General features: G+C 56.3%; 16 protein-coding genes. 9 read left to right on the top strand and 7 right to left on the bottom strand.

Going from position 1 to position 16,891, the window contains the following annotated elements; translation table 11 throughout:
* Positions 1–5: 5 nt before the first annotated feature.
* From Q354_RS0112550 to Q354_RS0112535, 4 genes are all read right to left on the bottom strand, one after another.
* Positions 6–1,010, bottom strand: a complete 1,005-nt coding sequence (locus tag Q354_RS0112550; RefSeq protein ID WP_027857909.1) for a TRAP transporter substrate-binding protein — start codon at positions 1,008–1,010, stop codon at positions 6–8.
* Positions 1,011–1,482: 472 nt separating this feature from the next.
* Complete coding sequence (locus Q354_RS0112545) at positions 1,483–1,878, bottom strand: DUF3461 family protein (RefSeq protein WP_027857908.1); 396 nt, start codon at positions 1,876–1,878, stop codon at positions 1,483–1,485.
* Between the two features lie 540 nt (positions 1,879–2,418).
* Positions 2,419–4,143, bottom strand: coding sequence for a cobaltochelatase CobT-related protein (locus Q354_RS0112540; protein ID WP_027857907.1), 1,725 nt, complete (start codon positions 4,141–4,143; stop codon positions 2,419–2,421).
* Positions 4,130–5,125 carry an AAA family ATPase gene (locus Q354_RS0112535; RefSeq protein WP_027857906.1) on the bottom strand — a complete coding sequence of 332 codons (996 nt, stop codon included), beginning with the start codon at positions 5,123–5,125 and terminating at the stop codon, positions 4,130–4,132. The genes Q354_RS0112540 and Q354_RS0112535 overlap by 14 nt, the downstream gene beginning before the upstream one ends.
* 221 nt (positions 5,126–5,346) lie before the next feature.
* Between Q354_RS0112535 and Q354_RS0112525 the strand changes: the two genes are divergently transcribed.
* Positions 5,347–5,961 (top strand): helix-turn-helix domain-containing protein, encoded by a 615-nt coding sequence (locus Q354_RS0112525; RefSeq protein WP_036229683.1) that lies wholly within the window; start codon positions 5,347–5,349, stop codon positions 5,959–5,961.
* A 159-nt stretch (positions 5,962–6,120) separates the two neighbouring features.
* Here Q354_RS0112525 and Q354_RS0112520 read toward each other — a convergent pair whose 3' ends face one another.
* A complete protein-coding gene (locus Q354_RS0112520) occupies positions 6,121–8,550 on the bottom strand; it encodes a GcvT family protein (protein ID WP_027857904.1) in 2,430 nt (809 codons plus the stop codon).
* A 126-nt stretch (positions 8,551–8,676) separates the two neighbouring features.
* On the opposite strand from Q354_RS0112520, the gene Q354_RS25620 reads away from it, so the two are divergent.
* Both Q354_RS25620 and Q354_RS0112510 read left to right on the top strand, forming a co-directional pair.
* Positions 8,677–9,591 (top strand): LysR family transcriptional regulator, encoded by a 915-nt coding sequence (locus tag Q354_RS25620; RefSeq protein ID WP_051560098.1) that lies wholly within the window; start codon positions 8,677–8,679, stop codon positions 9,589–9,591.
* Positions 9,588–10,496: a LysR substrate-binding domain-containing protein gene (locus Q354_RS0112510; protein WP_027857903.1), complete on the top strand. Its 909-nt coding sequence runs from the start codon at positions 9,588–9,590 to the stop codon at positions 10,494–10,496. The genes Q354_RS25620 and Q354_RS0112510 overlap by 4 nt, the downstream gene beginning before the upstream one ends.
* Positions 10,497–10,502: 6 nt before the next feature.
* Here Q354_RS0112510 and Q354_RS0112505 read toward each other — a convergent pair whose 3' ends face one another.
* On the bottom strand, positions 10,503–11,405 hold the full coding sequence (locus Q354_RS0112505; protein ID WP_027857902.1) for a LysR family transcriptional regulator: 903 nt from the start codon (positions 11,403–11,405) through the stop codon (positions 10,503–10,505).
* A 99-nt stretch (positions 11,406–11,504) separates the two neighbouring features.
* Here Q354_RS0112505 and Q354_RS0112500 point away from each other — a divergent pair, with 99 nt between their 5' ends.
* From Q354_RS0112500 to Q354_RS0112475, 6 genes are all read left to right on the top strand, one after another.
* Complete coding sequence (locus tag Q354_RS0112500; RefSeq protein WP_027857901.1) at positions 11,505–12,536, top strand: zinc-binding alcohol dehydrogenase family protein; 1,032 nt, start codon at positions 11,505–11,507, stop codon at positions 12,534–12,536.
* 25 nt (positions 12,537–12,561) lie between these two features.
* Entirely contained in the window at positions 12,562–12,846 is a 285-nt protein-coding gene (locus Q354_RS0112495; protein ID WP_036229679.1) for a putative quinol monooxygenase, read from the top strand.
* A 405-nt stretch (positions 12,847–13,251) separates the two neighbouring features.
* Positions 13,252–13,716: a bacterioferritin gene (gene bfr, locus Q354_RS0112490; protein WP_027857899.1), complete on the top strand. Its 465-nt coding sequence runs from the start codon at positions 13,252–13,254 to the stop codon at positions 13,714–13,716.
* Positions 13,717–13,731: 15 nt separating this feature from the next.
* Positions 13,732–14,202 carry a bacterioferritin gene (bfr, locus tag Q354_RS0112485; protein WP_027857898.1) on the top strand — a complete coding sequence of 157 codons (471 nt, stop codon included), beginning with the start codon at positions 13,732–13,734 and terminating at the stop codon, positions 14,200–14,202.
* 395 nt (positions 14,203–14,597) lie between these two features.
* Positions 14,598–15,236, top strand: a complete 639-nt coding sequence (locus Q354_RS0112480) for an RNA ligase family protein (protein ID WP_027857897.1) — start codon at positions 14,598–14,600, stop codon at positions 15,234–15,236.
* Positions 15,223–16,497, top strand: a complete 1,275-nt coding sequence (locus Q354_RS0112475; protein WP_027857896.1) for an AAA family ATPase — start codon at positions 15,223–15,225, stop codon at positions 16,495–16,497. The genes Q354_RS0112480 and Q354_RS0112475 overlap by 14 nt, the downstream gene beginning before the upstream one ends.
* A gap of 83 nt (positions 16,498–16,580) precedes the next feature.
* Here Q354_RS0112475 and Q354_RS0112470 read toward each other — a convergent pair.
* The coding region (locus Q354_RS0112470) for an integrase core domain-containing protein (protein ID WP_027857895.1) at positions 16,581–16,891 on the bottom strand (311 nt) is incomplete at its 5' end.

Below are 16,891 nucleotides of genomic sequence, written 5' to 3'. Positions count from 1 at the left end.
AGTCTTCAGACTTCATCACGGCCCAGAGAGCGCAGCAGTTCGTTGACTTTGGCTTTGCCGCCTACAGACTCGTAGAACTTCGGCCATACTGCCTGCTGAGCGCGTTTAGCCCACTCAGCTTCATCCTGCAGGGCATCGATCTGCATGCCGTAGTCGGATACCAGAGACTTCTTGATGGTGGCTTCTTTCTCTTTCAGCCACTGCAGGCTGTATTCGGTCGCTTCGTTACCCGCAGCCAGGATCGCTTTCTGGGTCGCTTCATTCTGGTCCTGGAACAAGGATTCAGAGATGATCAGCGGCTCCAGCAGGAACAGGTAGTGCAGGTCAGTGATGTACTTCTGTACTTCACCGAACTTCATCGCGTAGATGGTGGTGTACGGCGTGTCCTGACCGTCTACCACACCCTGCTGCAGGGCGGTAAAGGTTTCAGACCAGGCCATCGGGGTCGGGTTGTTGCCCCAGGACTTGTAGGTGTCGATCATGATTTCGTTTTTAGGCACACGAACCACGACGCCCTGCAGGTCATCCAGTTTCTGGATTGGCTTCTTGGAGTTACTCAGTACACGGAACCCGGAGAAGGTCCAGCCCAGAATACGCACGCCGGCATCGCGGATGGTGTTCTTGGTCAGTTCCTCGGCAACAGAACCCTTAACGGTTTTTTCTGCCTGTTCCAGGTTTTCGAAGATGTAGGGGAGAGAGAGGATGCCAACGGTAGGAGAGAATGGTGCGAGGTTATTACTGGCCAGGATGGAGAAGTCCAGGGTGCCCAGTGCAGCATCGTTTACCGTATCCTGCTCTGAACCCAGCTGTCCGTTAAGGAATAGCTTGGCTTTATGCTTACCACCGGTTTTCTGTTCCAGCAATTCCGAAAACTTAAGACCTAAAGCTTCCTGGGCACTGCCGCCGCCATCACCAACCGCAACGTTCCAGGTTGCAGCAAATGGGCTGCTCGCAAAGAGCAGGCCAGCAGTCAGGGAAAGTACTTTTACGATCTTATTCTTATGTTTCATAAGTATCTCCTGGTTTGGGATGTCCATGCTTCCGATGGACTAATATAAGCTGTCTGTAAGCCCCGTCCTGATACCTCTTGTGGGTGTCTAGGACAATGACTCTGCAGTCCGGTTTACCTGTCCCGGGTCTCAGATAGGTTCTGTTAACCCGTCGATCAGGTCACTTCGACAACGCTTCTAGTTTCGTCTGAACGCTATGACCATTTTTAGGGCCAGCTATGTTGAGTGGGTAGTACCAGTATCGTTCCATTGACTCTATCTGGTTGGCAGGCCGCGTCCCTACTGCGTTCTGAGGCGGTTAGCTACAGGTTTGAAAAGTCATATAAACCTAACAGCTAAGCTATGACTTGGGGGGAGGGGAGCGAAAAATCCGGAATTGGATGTCGCTTTTGTGTCTTATATGTCGTTTTTGGATCGTTTGTTGCTGGTGGTTTGAACAGTGGGCAGGTGCTTGCACCTGCCCGGGAGGATCTTATTTTTCCAGATCCTGAATCTGCTGGCGGATCTCATTAATCTTGGCATTCATAACGCGCTCAAGATGATCCAGGTCGGCCAGGAACTTCTCTTTCGGATCAACCGGATTCTGCTCTTCGGTTTCAGACAGCAGCTTCTTCAGCTCGCGCAGGGCATCCAGCAGCATCGGGCTGAGTTTGTTCGGGTTATCGCGCTCGCTGGTGGAGGAATAAGCCGAGACCACACGGTTAGGGCGCACAAAGGTAAACTTCTTGCTGCGGGACAGGAAGCTGCCTTTCGGGCGCTTGTAGTAAATTTTCAGCACATCAGTATCGCCTTCCTGGCGCAGGCTGTATTTCACAACATTCTCGACGGACTTAACGCCCATCTGGTCAAGCGTTGGATAGTCAGACATGGTCTTGTCAGTTTCCCATAGCAAAGTTAGTCAGTCGTTGATGCGTCCTCTCCGCCATTTTGGTAGCGGCGGGATGAGGCAACCAGAAAGCCACAGCTTCAGGGCCGTGTAGCGAGTAATCTCATCTGAAGAGTATTGTAATTATTGTCGTGGTCGGGGCTCCCGGCGAACTTGTGTGATGGGGCAAGTGTCGCCGGAGGATCAGCTTAAGACCATGTCTCTGATAAAGATGCTATTACCTGCGATGTCTGTCGATGTTCAACAGGACGCCGGCAGCAGTTATTAGTACCACGGTTTGCACCAGTGTGGTGCAACCAATGACTTTTCATTGGTTACCCGCTATACCCTGAGTTTCCGCCTGAGGGCCGGAAAAACAGTGCGGTGGCAGCTTTCGGCGGCCATATTATGGATCAGACTATGGGGGGAATAGAACCAGAGAATGCACTTTTTTGGTGCCAGTCTGGACCTATCTCTTTTAATCGTTTTTGGTTATTTATTCTGTGCTTTTTAAGATGTTTAAGGTATTAAAAGCGGCAGTGATCAGTGCCGGCGCCTGATCATCTGCATGATTTCACGAAACATCGCATTGTCCAGCGGGACACTGGTGTCCATCGCCAGATGATGGCGGTAATAGAGGCCCAGATCGAGCCCGACACCCAGTCCGTACAGCTCGATATCACCGCGTAGCTCCAGCATCGCGGCGACCTGCTTCAGGTGGTTGTCAAGAAAGTCCTCCGAGTTGGTCTGGTGGGTCGCGGACTCCATCGGACAGCCATCTGAAACCACAATCAGGATCTTGCGCTGTTCCGGGCGTGCCGCCATGCGGTTGGCTGCCCAGAGCACGGCTTCACCGTCGATTCCCTCCCGGAACAGGTCGGGCTTCAGCAGTGCAGCCATGCCACGGCGCGACTGACGCCAGGGCAGGTCAGCGTCTTTGTAAACGATATGGCACAGTTCGGCCAGTCGGCCGGGGTTTTGTGGCCGGCGTTTACGCTGCCACTCCTTATAGGCGCGGCCGCCCTGCCAGGCACCCGTGGTAAAGCCCAGCACCTCAGATTTGGCGCCAGCCTGTTCCAGTGCCCGGGCAAACACATCCACCATCATGGCGATCGATTCGATATGCTCGCGCATCGAACCGGAGTTATCCAGCAGGAAGGTGACCTGGCAGTTACTGTGCGGCTGGTAGCGTTCCTGGCGGAACAGCTTGCGGTTCTCCGGTGAGGTCACCAGTGAGCTGAGGCGGCGGCCATCCAGGTAGCCCTCTTCCTCGCCGAAGTTCCAGTCGTCCAGCCGCGGCGCGGCCAGCAGCCGGCTCAGTTCGCGTGCCAGGCGCGGGATGTTGATGCCCTGGCCGGCGATGCGCTTATCCAGCTGTTCTCGCAGCTCGAGCAGCAGGTCTTTGCGCACCAGAGCGGTGGAGGCGACCTCGCGGTCCCAGGCCCGGCTGAACACCTGATAGCTTTCCAGCTGCTCGGCCAGTTCGCGGGCGCTGCGCAGCCGTGAGCCATGGCTGCCGCCCTGTTCGCCGCTGCCATCTTCCGGCTCCAGCAACAGGCTGAAGCTGGCGAGGTTTTCCGGCAGTTTCAGCTCTTCCTGGTCATCGTCGCCGTCCTTTTTCAGCGCATTGTTGAGGTTGTCGATAATCTCCGCCACCACCGCCACGATTCCCAGGGCGTTTTCGGCGTAGGCCGACTGATCCGTCTTGCTACGGCGCATGCCCGCCAGGTAAGTGCCGATATGAGGCGCCAGCATCATCCGCTGTGGTTCGACCAGCCCCTCGGTGGACTCGTCGGCGGGCAGGCCGGTCATACGTGACCAGCAGATCTGGGCGATGCTGTAGATCAGCAGGCCGACATGGGATTCGGTGGTGCCGGAGTGATGAAACTCCTGGGTCCAGGCACGAAAGCGGTGGACCATATTCTGCCGTGCGCCGGGATGGGCTGCGCTGACCAGCGACTCGACCCGCAGCTGCTCCAGCATCTCGAAGATCATGGCACCGATATCATCGTCCGGCATCAGGCTGCGATGCAGCACCGGATCGCTGTGCTTCAGGCGCAGGGCTATACCGTCGGCAGCACCGCGGAAGGAGCGGAAATCGTCCTTTTCCACATCGGTGCGCAGGTGTGGCGTACGCACGGCATAAGGACGGCCGTTCAGTTCCAGGCTGCGGCCACGGTAGCGCAGCTGCTTTTCGCCGGACAGCGCCCGGATCAGCGCGCCGCAGAGTTCCTCCGCCTGCTGTTGTAGCTTCTCAGCTCTGGCCATCCGACATGACCTCCCCGTGACGCATATAGGACTCTTCCAGCTCCTGATCGAAGCAGCGCTGGTAGTACTCGGCGATCAGCGGACGTTCGGCTTCGTCACACTTGTTCAGGTAGGAGAGGCGGAAGGCGACGGCCGGGTCACGGAATATCTCGGTATTTTCCGCCCAGGCGATTACGGTGCGGGGGGACATCAGGGTGGACAGATCTCCGGCCGCAAAGCCCTGACGGGTCAGGTCGGCCAGGGCGATCATCGAGTCGACCACATCATGACCCCGCGCATCGGCAAAGGAAGGGACCCGGGCCTGGATGATCTTGATCTCGTCTTCCCGTGGCAGGTAGTTGAGGGTGGCGACGATATTCCAGCGGTCCATCTGGGCCTGGTTGATCATCTGGGTGCCGTGGTAAAGGCCGTTCAGGTTGCCCAGTCCGACGGTGTTGGAGGTGGCAAACAGACGGAAATGGGGGTGAGGGTGGATCACCTCGTTCTGGTCCAGCAGGGTAAACTTGCCGTCGCGTTCGAGGATACGCTGGATCACGAACATTACATCGGGCCGGCCGGCATCGAACTCATCGAAGATCAGCGCCACCGGACGCTTCAGGGCCCAGGGCACGATCCCCTCCTGGAACTGAGTTACCTGCTTGCCATCCTCCAGCACAATCGTGTCCTTACCGACCAGATCGAGGCGGCTGATATGGCCATCCAGGTTGATACGCAGGCAGGGCCAGTTAAGGCGTGCCGCCACCTGCTCGATATGGGTGGATTTGCCGGTGCCGTGCAGGCCCTGCACCATCACGCGACGGTCGCGGGTAAAGCCGGCCAGAATCGCCAGCGTGACTTCCGGGTTAAAGTGGTAGGCCGGATCGATTTCAGGCACATGGTCATCGCGCTCGCTGAACGCCGGGACTTCCAGATTGGTGTCGATGCCGAAAACTTCACGCACTGAGACCATCATATCGGGTTGGTTGACCTGAATATCAGACATAGAGCTACCTTTTCTAAAACTGCTGCAAAGAGAGATGACGGACGCAGTGCCCCTGATTACCCCGATTGTAGGGGCTGGCAGCGGGGCTGGAATGGGCCAGTTAGGGCTGACCGATGCAGCCAACGGGCTATCGGTCGGTTATGAAAAAAACAGGGATAAATTCATCAGAGTGATTTAGTTTGCTATGATCGCTCGAAAATGTCACTGAAAGAGCGATCCGCATGAGCAGCAGCGCCACAACGGGCAAGGCCCGGAAAGAAAGTATCGACAGTGAAAACCTGCGTATCGGCCGCCAAATCCGTGACCTGCGTAAGGCCAAGGGGATAACGCTGGTATCGATGGCAGAAGCGATCGGCAAATCGGTGGGTTATGTCAGCCAGGTCGAACGTGGTGTTTCCTCGCTGCCGATCCCGGTGCTGCAGGCGATCAGTGAAGTACTGGGGGTGCAGATCAGCTGGTTCTTCCATACCGACCAGCAGGCACCGATGGCTGAACTGAACCATGTGGTGCGGGCCGACAACCGCCGCCGCCTCGACTTCGCCGGTACCGGCATCAGTGAGGAGCTGTTGTCGCCGCGCCTCAGCGGCCAGTTACAGATGATCATGACCACCTTTGCGCCCGGTGCCGAAACCGGCAAGGAGTCGCGTAAGCGCAAGGGGGAGGAGGGTGGTTTTGTCCAGTCGGGGACGCTTGAACTGAGCATTGGCGATAAGACCTTCCTGTTGCAGCAGGGCGACAGCTTCTCGATTACGGGTGACGAACCACACTTTGCCCGCAATCCCTCGGCTGATGAGGATGCCGTGGTGATCTGGATGATGACGCCGGCCGGGTATTAAGCGCTACTTTGAATACTGCGGTTTAAAAGATCCCACCACACCCCTGTTGCGAGGGCTTGTCCCACAACAGTGACGGGCGTGGCAGGTAGCCAAAAGTCGGAGATACTCAGGCTAAGAAGGTAAACCCTGTTGATCCGGGCGAACCCGGATCAGAATGACTCAGTCATCCGCTTTCAGGCGTGCGCCTTTGTTGTCATAGACACCGTGGCGGGCGATCGTCGCCGGATAAACCTCACCCAGGACTTTAACGCTGAGCGCAGTGTCCAGGGCGTCGCTGCGGATATAGGCCAGCGCCAGGCTCTTACCGGTGCGGTGGCCGTAGCCGCCGGAGCTGATCTGGCCGACGAGTGCGCCATCGCCATAGACCGGCTCCATGCCCACCGACGCATCCACTTCGGTATCCGCCAGTTCCAGCAGTACCAGCTGGTGCGGCACGCCGTCTGCTTTCTGCGCCTGCAACGCGGCCTTGCCTTCAAACTCACCCTTATCCAGCTTGACGAAGTAGCCGAGGCTGGCTTCCAGCGCGCTGAATTCGGTGGTCAGGTCATGGCCCCAGATCGGGTAAGCCTTCTCCAGTCGCATGGAGTCCATCGCCCGCAGGCCGAAGTCGCCGATACCGTATGCCTGGCCGACTTCCATCAGGGCGTCGTAGAGTGCCAGCTGGTGTTTGATCGGATGGTGCAGCTCCCAGCCCAGTTCGCCGACGAAGTTCATACGCAGTGCCCGGACCGGCACACCGGCGATCTCGATCTCCTGACCGCTGAACCAGGGGAAGCCCGCGTTGCTGAGATCGCTGTCGGTCAGCTGGCTCAGTACCTTACGCGCATCGGGGCCGGCCAGTACCAGGGTGCCGTAGTCACGGGTGATATTGGTCAGGCTGACAGAGCCATCGGCAGGCAGGCGGGTGCGCAACCAGTCTTCGACCATCAGCTCGGCCGCGGCCGGTGCCATCATATAGTAGCGGCCGTCCTGGAGCCGGGTGACGGAGAACTCCCAGGCGACACCGCCCTGAGCGGTCAGTGGGTGTGCCAGGGCGATACCGCCGGCTTCGACCGGAATGCGGTTCGGTGAAATAGCATCCAGATAGTCATAGGCGCCCTCACCGCTGATCTCAAACTTGGTGAAGGGTGACAGGTCCAGTACACCCACCTTGTCCCGCACCAGTTCGCACTCGGCGGCTACGGCATCAAACCAGTTGCTGCGGCGGAAGCTGTGTTCTTCGCGCGGGTCTGATCCCTGTGGCGCAAACCAGCTTGGCCGTTCCCAGCCAAAATAAGCCCCGAAGACGGCACCCTTACCGGCATGACGTGGATAAACCGGCGACTGCTTGTTACCGCGCTTGGCCGGACGCATGGCGTATTCGTTGGGGAAGCCCAGCTGGTACTCGTTGGCATAGACCTCGGTGGCCTTGGCCACGGTGTAATCGTGATCGGCATAGTCGCCGAAGCGACGCGGGTCCAGCTCGAACAGGTCCAGTTCCGGATGGCCGTTAACAATCCACTGCGCCATAAAGTGACCGGCACCGCCGCCCTGCACAATGCCGAAGTTAAAGCCGCTGCAGACGAAGTAGTTATCGTAGCCATGTACCGGACCGATCAGCGGGTGGCCGTCCGGGGTATAGGTGATCGGGCCATTCACCACGGTCTTGATACCGGCATGGCCGATAATGTCGACCTGCTCCATCGCGGTGCACATGATCTCTTCGATACGGTCGAGGTCCGGCTGCAGCAGTTCCTGACCAAAGGCCGCCGGTACGCCATCGGTCGCCCAGGGGATGCCGCCTTTCTCGTAAGGACCGAGGATCAGGCCCTTGCCCTCCTGGCGCAGGTAGTAGGAAACGTCGGGGTCACGCAGCATCGGCAGCATGGTATCGCGCGCTTCCAGCTCCGGTACGTTATCGGTGACGACAAACTGATGCTCCATCGAGGCGATGGGCAGCTGGTGGCCAACCATCGCCGCCACTTCGTTGGCCCGGAAGCCGGCGGCGTTGACGATAATGCCGGCATCAATCACGCCCTTGGCAGTGGTGACCTGCCAGCGGCCGTCCGGCTGCTGTTCGATCTTCTCTACCGGGTTATTACGCACGATGGTGGCACCGCCCTGACGGGCACCGGCGGCCATGGCATTGGTGGCACTGGTAGGATCGATATGGCCATCGTCCGGATCCCACAGGCCACCGATCAGGCCGGTCGTATCCAGATGCGGGTAGAGTTCCTTGAGGCGATCGTTGTCGATGATCTCCAGGTCCAGCCCGGCCATCTCGCCCATGGCCGCAACGCGCTGGAATTCATCCATGCGCTCCTGGGTGTGTGCCAGGCGTACGGCTCCGGTCGGATGATGGTCCACCGGATGACCGGTCTCTTCCTGCAGGCGGGCGTAGAGCGCGATGCTGTACTGCTGCAGCTTCATAATGTTGTAGCTGTTGCTGAAGTGGGGCAGGTTGCCCGCCGCATGCCAGGTTGAGCCGGAGGTCAGCTCCAGTTTCTCAGTCAGCATAACGTCCTTCCAACCCAGCTTGGTCAGATGGTAGAGGGTGCTGACACCTGCGATGCCGCCACCAATGATCAATACATCAGTTTTGTTTTTCATTTTTATTTTCCTGTATAGAGCGCCGCAGCAGACGCCTTGCAAAACCTTGTATTTCGATGGTATGAAGTTAATAAGGATCGCTCAAACGATAAAAAAACGTCTAAAAGATAAGTAAGGCTTATGAATATGGAGAGAGGTCTCACCAGTAATATCCAGCTCAACTGGCTGCGCACCTTTGAGGCGGCCGGACGTTGCCTCAGCTTTACCCTGGCGGCGCAGGAGCTGAGTATGAGCCAGTCGGCGGTGAGCCAGCAGATACAGCTGCTGGAGCATCATCTCGACCAGCAATTATTTGTACGTGCTAATCGCACCATCCAGCTGACCGATGCCGGCCGGGCCTTTCTGCCGCTGGTGCAGGACACCCTGGCGCAGCTGAATGCCGGTGCGGCCCAGATCTTCAGCCCGCTGAATGCGGCGGTGGTGGAAGTGAACGCCAATACTGCCTTCAGCGTGCTCTGGCTGGCGCCTCACCTGCAGCGTTTTAACGCGATTTATCCACAGATCTCGATCCGCCAGCTGGGCACCAACTGGGCGACGGACTTTGATATCTCGACCGCCGAGCTGGAGATCCGCTACGGCAGTGGCGACTGGCCGGGGTTCGAGTCGCATGCGCTGGTGACGCCGCAACTCAGGCCCTACTGCACCGCGGCCACGGCCCGCCGTATCCGCCGCCCGGAAGACCTGGAGGGATTGCCGTTGCTGGATGTGATCGGTACGCCTACCGGCTGGGACAGCTGGCTGAAAAAAATGAAACTACACCAGCTGGCCGATCAGCCCCGGCAGTATATGGACAGCCATGCTACCGCGGTGACCATGGCGGCCAACGGCTTCGGCGTCTGCCTGATGTACGACGACCTGATGCAACAGGGCGGGGTGCTGGCCAGGCAGCTGGTGGCGCCCTTTGTCGATTCGGTCGTAACCGAGGGGAACTATTACCTCTGTCATCAGGGCGGGCGCTCCCTGTCCACCGCGTCGCGGGTATTTAAAGACTGGTTGCTGGGCGAGCTAAGCCCGGAAGCAGCAGGGAATGACAGATCATGAAACGGCGCTTTCCCCCGCTGAATGCCCTGCGGGCTTTCGAGGCCACCGCCCGCCTGCTCAGTTTCCAGCAGGCGGCCCAGGAGCTGAACGTGACCCACTCGGCGGTCAGCCACCAGATCAAGAAACTGGAGCAGGAGCTGGGCCAGGCATTGTTTCACCGGCTGGGCCGCAGCATCGCCCTGACGGATGCCGGGCAGCGTTATTTCGGCGAAATTCACGCCGCATTACAGCAGATAGAGACCAGTACCCAGGCGATATTTGGTGAACCGGATCAGGGCGACCTGATCGTCCAGGCTTACCTGGGAATCGCCTCGCGCTGGCTGGTGCAGCGTATCGGTGACTTCCGCCAGCGTTACCCGGGTATCCATATCGAGCTGTTCAGCTCCTACCTGGACTGGGCGTTTGAACCCCATGTGGCGGATATCGGTATTATCTACAGCGAGCAGACCCGGCCGGGGCTGGTCTATCAACCGTTGTTCAAGGGCACCCTGATTCCGGTCTGCAGTCCGGATCTGTTTGAGAATGGCCGGGCTGAATCGCTGCAGCAACTGTTGCAGCAGCCGTTTCTCGATATCACCGAATCGCCGCGCAACCTGCCGGAGTGGATCCGCGGCATGGGGCTGCATGAGGGGCAGGTCCGGATTGGCAGCCAGCACGATAACCATCAGCTGACGCTGGAAGCGGCGATCGCCGGCAAGGGCGTCGCCATAGTGCAGTCGTTTTTTGCCTGCGGTGACCTGGAGAATAACCGGCTGGTGATCCCTATCGACCTGACCGTACCGGAGATCGGTGCCTGGTATCTGGTGCAGTCGGCCAGTCACCGCTCGGACAGTAAAGTGATCCACTTTGCCAACTGGCTCTATCATCAGCTGATGGCAGATGAATTCCTGCTGCGCAGCCGCTAAGGGCTGCTATGCCAGTCCGGCGAGAACAGTGGCACACTTCTCACGCAGCCGGTCGCGTAACAGCAGCACGCCGGGAGAAACCTGATTGCGGTCCGGACAGATCAGCCACAGGCTGGTCTGATCGGTCTGATAGCCCTGCAGCAGCGGTACCACCCGTCCGGCCCGGATGTCCTCAGCCATATCGAGCTGGGACTTGAAGGCAATACCACGACCGGCCACCGCCCAGCGCCGCACCACGTCCCCGTCGTTACAGATGCGGTTACTGTTAACCTCCACCTCGTAGCGTCCGTGGGCATCACTGAAGACCCAGCGGTCGTAGACCTGGTTATTCAGCCGGAACAGCAGACAGTTATGTTGACGCAGCTCCTCCGGTGTCTGTGGATAACCCTGTCGTTGCAGATAGTCCGGAGAGGCGCAGAGTATCCGCTCCACATCGGCGATCTTAAAGGCGACCAGCGATGAGTCTTCAGGCTCTCCGTAGCGGATCGCCACATCCACCCGGTCGAGATAGAAGTCCGCCAGCGAGTCACCGATGCTGAGCAGGATCGACAGCCGGGGATGCTGCTGCATCAACTCATCCAGCCAGGGCAGGATCAGGTTGCGACCCAGATCGGAGGAGACCGACAGACGCATCTCGCCGCCGATCTGGCCCTGATGGGCGCTCAGGGCTGCGCGGCCACTGTCCAGTGCCTGCAGTGCCTGACGGCAGTGATGCAGGAAGCGTTCGCCCTCAGCGCTGAGTCGCAACTGGCGGGTGGAGCGGATAAACAGCGCGGCCCCCAGCTGCTTTTCCAGCCGCTTCAGTGCCGCGCTGGCCGCCGCCGGGGATATATCCAGCTGGCGCGCCGAGGCGGAGATGCTGCCACTGTCGGCGGTACGGACAAAAAGTGCCAGATCAGCAGTGTTCATTATCAAAAATCCTTTGATAAAGCTTAAATGATTGCATGGTTTTTCATTGATTAATGCTCGCCTAAGATAATCCTATTCGCAACGTAGGAGAGTCATAAAATGAAAGCAGTAGGTTACCGTCAGTCCCTTCCGATTACCGATCCGCAGGCGCTGGAAGATATTGAGTTGCCGATGCCTGAGACCACAGGACGCGACCTGCTGGTGAAAGTCGCCGCCATCTCGGTCAATCCGGTGGATACCAAGGTGCGTCAGCGGGCTGAGCCTGAAGCGGGGCAGTACAAGGTACTGGGCTGGGATGCCGTGGGCGAGGTTGTCGCCATCGGCGATCAGGTCGAACACTACAAGCCGGGCGATAAGGTCTGGTATGCCGGAGACCTGACCCGCCCCGGCAGCAACGCCGAATATCAGCTGGTGGATGAGCGTATTACCGGCCGTCAGCCGCAGACGCTGAGCGAGACTCAGGCCGCCGCGCTGCCACTGACGGCCATCACCGCCTGGGAACTGCTGTTTGACCGTCTTGGATTCAGTGCCGAGCTGAATGCTGCAGCGGATGCCGACAAGCGTATCCTGATTATCGGTGCTGCCGGCGGTGTCGGTTCCATCCTGACCCAGCTGGCAGCTAAACTGACCGGAGCCACGGTGATCGGCACCGCCTCGCGTCCGGAAACCGAAGCCTGGGTGAAGAAACTGGGCGCCGACCATGTGATCAGCCATGCGGCAGGGCAGAGCTTCGCAGAGCAGCTGAAGGCACAGGGACTGGATGATGTCAGCCATGTGATCAGCCTCAACCATACCGACCTGCACTTTGCCAACATCGTCGATGTGCTGGCTCCCCAGGGTAAGCTGGCGCTGATCGATGATCCGGCTGAAGCGCTGGATATTATGCAGCTGAAGATGAAGTCGATCTCGCTGCACTGGGAGTTTATGTACACCCGCTCCATGTTCGGCACCGCCGATATGGACCAGCAGCGCCAGCTGCTGAACCGGGTGGCTGAGCTGATCGACAGCGGTGAACTGATCACCACCGTCGGTGAGGAGCTGGGCCGTATCGATGCCGAAACGTTGCGTCAGGCCCACAGCCTGATCGAAACCGGCCGTGCGATCGGTAAGGTCGTACTGCAGGGCTATTGAGCAGAGTTATTCACAGGAGGGGACCATGTTAACCATCGTCGCCCGGATCAGTGTCGATCCGGCCCGTATTGAGGCCATGAAACAGGCCATGACTGAACTGGTCGCCGCTACCCGGCAGGAACCGGGCTGCATCCTCTATCAGCTGCATCAGGATAACCAGCAACCGGAACGCTTTATATTCACTGAAAGCTGGCACAGTCATGCCCTGTGGCGCCAGCATATGGAAGGTGCGGCGGTGGCGGACTTTAACGCCGGTGCCGCGGATGGCATCACCGGGTTTGAGCTGCAGCAGCTCACCCCGGTGGCTTGAGTTTCTGGCATGAGTTTCAGCGCCAGATAATTCATTTTCCCCCTGAAAAGGAGTGCCAGACCCGCTGGCACGCCTTTTTGTGTTGCGTGTCCCGGACCTCCGGCACGGCACAAGTATGCCCCGACTCCCTCTGCAGACGGTCCGGGCAACCCTGTTCTGTAACGCCTGTTACGAACCTTTTGCTATAACTTATATTTTTTAAAACTGATGTAGAAAGTCTGTCTGCTTTTGCGTGGGTAAAGTCTTTTAAATCAGCGTATTAGGGCTGGATTACACAGATGGGAAAATTACTCAGGGGCAAATAAGAGTCGTTAGTATTTAGACTCCGTCAGCCTGTTTTAATCAGGGCTAGAATTGCAGCGGGCAGAACAATAATAACCCTGAATGTTGCCAATGGAGGCTCCCATGAAAGGCGACAAAAAAGTCATCAAGTACCTCAACGAAGCCCTAACCATCGAACTCACCTCCATCAATCAGTACTTTCTTCATGCCAGGATGTTTAAGAACTGGGGCCTGGATGATCTCAATGAGAAGGAGTACAAGAAATCGATCAAGGATATGAAACAGGCCGACGACCTGATCGAACGTATTCTGTTTCTGGAAGGCCTGCCAAATCTACAGAACCTCAATCGGCTGCGGATCGGTGAACACACCGAAGAGATGCTGCAGTGTGACCTGGATCTGGAGATGGAACAGCTGGCGCAGCTGCGCGAAGCGATCGCCTTTTGCGAGACCCACGAGGACTTTGTTTCCCGTGACCTGCTGGAGGATATCCTCGAAGAGGAAGAGGAATATCTGGATTGGCTTGAAACCCAGCAGGACCTGCTGCGTAAGGTTGGAACCCAGAACTATCTGCAGTCCCAGATGTAGGCTGAGGAGGCAAACATGAAAGGTAATAAAAAAGTACTCGGCGTCCTCAACGAATTGCTGGGCGGTGAACTGACAGCGATGGACCAATATTTTATCCACTCACGGATGTATGACGACTGGGGGCTGGGAGAGCTGCACGAGCGAATCTCCCATGAATCAGACGATGAACGCGGTCACGCCTCACGGCTGATCGAGCGTATCCTGTTTCTTGAAGGCACTCCCGATATGACGCGCAGGCCGGACATCAATGTCGGCAAGGATGTGCCGGAGATGCTGGAGAATGACCGCCAGCTGGAATACGCCACCGACAAGGCATTGAAGGAAGCGATCAAAACCTGTGAGAAAGAGCAGGACTACCAGACCCGTGAGATCCTGGAAAAACTGCTGGAAGATACCGAGGAAGACCACGCCTACTGGCTGGAAAAACAGCTGGGGCTGATCGACAAGGTGGGAATCCAGAACTACCTGCAGTCAAAAATGAGTTAGCTGTCCCTATGAGAACTAATCCGGCTGAGCTGTAGCCGCAAAAGCGGCTACGTTGTGCTCGGTCATCCTTCCGCCTGAACGCAAACAGCTGCAGCGATCGTTGACCGAATTGAAGCTAACTTTGTTCCGGTAGTGGATATGGGGCAGTAACTTAATCGTATTAGAAATCGAGAAAGTGCGGCCATTGTTTTAAAAACGCTGGATATTAACTATCATTTCATTACGATTGTCACCTTAGTGCCAACCTTAAATCGAATCACGTAGATTCAAATAGCGGAATAGAGCCATGTAATTCCACCTCCTCACAGCTTTGGTCAAGTCTCAATGCCTTACATTCGAGACTGCTTGGCTGTGCCTGATAGTTTTCTTTTTTATTAGGATTTTGGAGTTACGTGATGAGATATAAATATCCTCGTACCCCTCATTTACCCTGGTCGCCCGGTGCGACTATTGACGATGTTCGTCATATCAGCCTGAAGTGCTTTGAAGGCAAAAATATCGTTATTACTGAGAAGATGGATGGTGAAAATACCACTATCTACTCGGACTATCTGCATGCTCGCTCTATAGACAGCCGTTTCCACCCATCGCGAAGCTGGGTGAAGTCTCTGCAGGCGCAAATTGGCTATCAGATACCTGAAGGCTGGCGTATCTGTGGCGAAAACCTCTATGCGCAGCATTCAATAGGCTATAAAAGTTTACCCAGTTATTTTCTGGCATTTTCGGTGTGGGATGAGCAAAACCACTGTTTGAGTTGGGATGAGAGTAAATTGCTGTTTGCACAGCTGGGACTGGATACCCCACGAGAGCTATATGTTGGTCCCTGGGATGAACATTTGGTCCGCTCCATTGTGCTTGATACTGAAAAGCAGGAAGGCTTTGTTGTTAGAAATACAGACGGCTTTGCCTTCAGTGAATTCTCGCAGAACGTAGCTAAGTGGGTACGTGAAAACCATGTCCTGTCGGATGAGCATTGGATGCATAAGCCGGTAGTACCGAATCGCTTGAAGGAGATGAGCGATGAAGAATCTTGAATGCTGGTTATCATCGTTACAGCGGGATGGCAGTCCCGGTTTTTCTGTCTGCAGAGATAAGCTGGCTACCTATTTTCCGCTGCTTGAAAGGTATGAGTCGACAGAGCAGGATTCCCAATGGCATGCAGAGGGAAATGTGGCGATACATACGGATATGGTGCTGAATGAGCTTTACTGCCTTTTAAATCGAGAGGCAAACCATATTCAGGGACAGGATCGGCAAGCGCTGATCCTGTCCGCGCTATTACATGATATAGCCAAACCGATAACGACAAGGAGCAAAGAGATTGCTGGAGTCGAGAGGGTGGTCGCTTCTGGTCACGAGGAACGGGGGCTTAGCTATTTAGCAATCCGGCTACTCGCCCTGCCTCTGGAATATGATGTTATTCACAAAGTTATGGCTTTGGTGGGCTACCATCACATGCCCAAGCTACTGGTAGTGAAAAACCAGGGGTATGGTCAGTATCTGAACCTGGCATTGAATGCCGATATTGAGCTGCTGTATTGGCTTGAAGTCGCCGATATGCGTGGACGCCTCTGTAGTGATCTAGACTCGCAATTGGACTTACTCGATCAGTTCAAGATGTTCGCCGAAGAATATGGTGTCTGGCAGGACTGCGCCCCTTTCTCAACTGCAACTAGAAGCATTCAGGTTAAGGCCACTGTGGTTGAACAGATTTATCTGGATAGTTATGCCGTTCGCCTCCTGATCGACAACGATATCCATATGGCTGAGGAGGCTGTTAGCAAGACTTATCAGTCGTCCAGCTCATATAGCCACCTCTATGTGATGTGCGGGGTTAGTGGCAGCGGCAAATCCAGCTGGATTGCCGCTAATTTGAAGGACTTTGAAGTGATCTCACTGGACGAGATTCGTCGAGAGTTGAATGGCGGCCAGGAAAGCCAAAAGAACCGGGGACGAGTGTTACAGCTAGCAAAGGAGCGTTTGAAGACTGCGCTGGCGAAAAAGAGAAATGTTGTTTGGGATGCAACAAATATTCGCCGGGATTTCAGAAAGGTAGTGTGTGATTATGGGCGGAACTACGGCGCCCTGGTCACTATGGTCGTTTTTCAGCTTGCTGAAAGCATCCTGATTAAAAGGGATAGTGAGCGCTCGCGTTCAGTGGGGCGAGACGTAATCTCCGATCAGATTGACAGGTTACAGTGGCCTGAGTTTTCGGAAGCTCATCGGACGATGATAGTAGGTGAGAACGGCAAGCTACTGTCAAAGCTGGGCAGCTTTGATAAGGATGTGCAGTGAGTCGTATCGAAGGCAGGATGAACTAGCTGCACAATTCGGCTTCTGTGCATTGTCACGTCCTAAAATACGTTGACGGTTTTTGATTAAGCCATCTCCAGTGCGGAGATGGCTTTTCTATGCGCTTCGTCTGGCGTTTGCATCCCCAGGCTCAAGTGCGGCCTCATTCGATTGTAGAGCTCCACCGACTCCGCCACCAAGGCCTTCAGCTCCTTAAAGGTCTTGCAGCGATAGAGTAAAAATTCCTGTTTTAAGATCCCGTTGACCCGTTCAGCAAGGGCATTCTGGTAGCAGTCATAGCCGTCTGTCATCGATGTCTGGATACCATGTCGTTTCAACTCTTGTTGATATAAACCTGAACAGTATTGCGCGCCTCTGTCTGAGTGATGGATAAGCG

It is taken from the genome of Marinobacterium jannaschii DSM 6295, from assembly GCF_000620085.1.
GTDB lineage: Bacteria > Pseudomonadota > Gammaproteobacteria > Pseudomonadales > Balneatricaceae > Pontibacterium > Pontibacterium jannaschii.
The sequence above is the reverse complement of the archived record's forward strand: the minus strand, read 5'-3'. Positions and strand labels throughout refer to the sequence as shown.

Excerpts from the sequence above, each read along its gene's own strand:
- Q354_RS0112550 (WP_027857909.1), bottom strand. The coding sequence starts at position 1,010 with ATGAAACATAAGAATAAGATCGTAAAAGTACTTTCCCTGACTGCTGGC.
- Q354_RS0112545 (WP_027857908.1), bottom strand. The coding sequence starts at position 1,878 with ATGTCTGACTATCCAACGCTTGACCAGATGGGCGTTAAGTCCGTCGAG.
- Q354_RS0112540 (WP_027857907.1), bottom strand. The coding sequence starts at position 4,143 with ATGGCCAGAGCTGAGAAGCTACAACAGCAGGCGGAGGAACTCTGCGGC.
- Q354_RS0112535 (WP_027857906.1), bottom strand. The coding sequence starts at position 5,125 with ATGTCTGATATTCAGGTCAACCAACCCGATATGATGGTCTCAGTGCGT.
- Q354_RS0112525 (WP_036229683.1), top strand. The coding sequence starts at position 5,347 with ATGAGCAGCAGCGCCACAACGGGCAAGGCCCGGAAAGAAAGTATCGAC.
- Q354_RS0112520 (WP_027857904.1), bottom strand. The coding sequence starts at position 8,550 with ATGAAAAACAAAACTGATGTATTGATCATTGGTGGCGGCATCGCAGGT.
- Q354_RS25620 (WP_051560098.1), top strand. The coding sequence starts at position 8,677 with ATGGAGAGAGGTCTCACCAGTAATATCCAGCTCAACTGGCTGCGCACC.
- Q354_RS0112510 (WP_027857903.1), top strand. The coding sequence starts at position 9,588 with ATGAAACGGCGCTTTCCCCCGCTGAATGCCCTGCGGGCTTTCGAGGCC.
- Q354_RS0112505 (WP_027857902.1), bottom strand. The coding sequence starts at position 11,405 with ATGAACACTGCTGATCTGGCACTTTTTGTCCGTACCGCCGACAGTGGC.
- Q354_RS0112500 (WP_027857901.1), top strand. The coding sequence starts at position 11,505 with ATGAAAGCAGTAGGTTACCGTCAGTCCCTTCCGATTACCGATCCGCAG.
- Q354_RS0112495 (WP_036229679.1), top strand. The coding sequence starts at position 12,562 with ATGTTAACCATCGTCGCCCGGATCAGTGTCGATCCGGCCCGTATTGAG.
- bfr (WP_027857899.1), top strand. The coding sequence starts at position 13,252 with ATGAAAGGCGACAAAAAAGTCATCAAGTACCTCAACGAAGCCCTAACC.
- bfr (WP_027857898.1), top strand. The coding sequence starts at position 13,732 with ATGAAAGGTAATAAAAAAGTACTCGGCGTCCTCAACGAATTGCTGGGC.
- Q354_RS0112480 (WP_027857897.1), top strand. The coding sequence starts at position 14,598 with ATGAGATATAAATATCCTCGTACCCCTCATTTACCCTGGTCGCCCGGT.
- Q354_RS0112475 (WP_027857896.1), top strand. The coding sequence starts at position 15,223 with ATGAAGAATCTTGAATGCTGGTTATCATCGTTACAGCGGGATGGCAGT.